The sequence below is a fragment of the Paracidovorax sp. genome, from assembly GCF_057642795.1.
This window is the reverse complement of sequence record NZ_JBXYZY010000046.1, coordinates 1-578: the sequence shown is the minus strand read 5'-3', so window position 1 is coordinate 578 and position 578 is coordinate 1. Positions and strand designations below refer to the sequence as shown.

Annotated in this window: 1 rRNA gene; it reads left to right on the top strand. The window is 45.3% G+C overall.

Annotated features, from left to right (window positions below):
- Nucleotides 1-371: 371 nt before the first annotated feature.
- A 16S ribosomal RNA gene (locus AC3A84_RS18570) occupies nucleotides 372-578 on the top strand; the annotation flags it as partial.

Genomic DNA, 578 nt, shown 5'->3' with positions numbered 1-578 from the left:
TCGGTTCTGTGAAGTGAAATAAAGACCTTCGGTCTTGACGGTGTTTAAAAAATGCTGTTATAATCGAAGGCTTCGCTGAAAGCGGCTTGCGAAAGCAAGTTGATTGAAGCGAATAACCTTCAAGTTTGACAGGACTTTAAAAAACCTGTTAGAATTCAAGGCTCTGCTGATCGCAGCAAAGCTTGAGAGAAAAGAAGAAATTCTGATCTTTCGGTTCCTTAAAAATATACAGCCGATAAGCGTGGGCGTTTGATGGCGAGTGCCAAGTTCTTTGGAACTAGTGCTTAGCACTACAAACGCTCATGAGATAGAAGTGAAGTTCACTTCAATTCTTTTTTATGAGTTGCTCGAAAGAGCGAAAAATCAAGATCGAACTGTAGAGTTTGATCCTGGCTCAGATTGAACGCTGGCGGCATGCCTTACACATGCAAGTCGAACGGTAACAGGTCTTCGGATGCTGACGAGTGGCGAACGGGTGAGTAATACATCGGAACGTGCCCGATCGTGGGGGATAACGGAGCGAAAGCTTTGCTAATACCGCATACGATCTACGGATGAAAGCAGGGGACCGCAAGGCC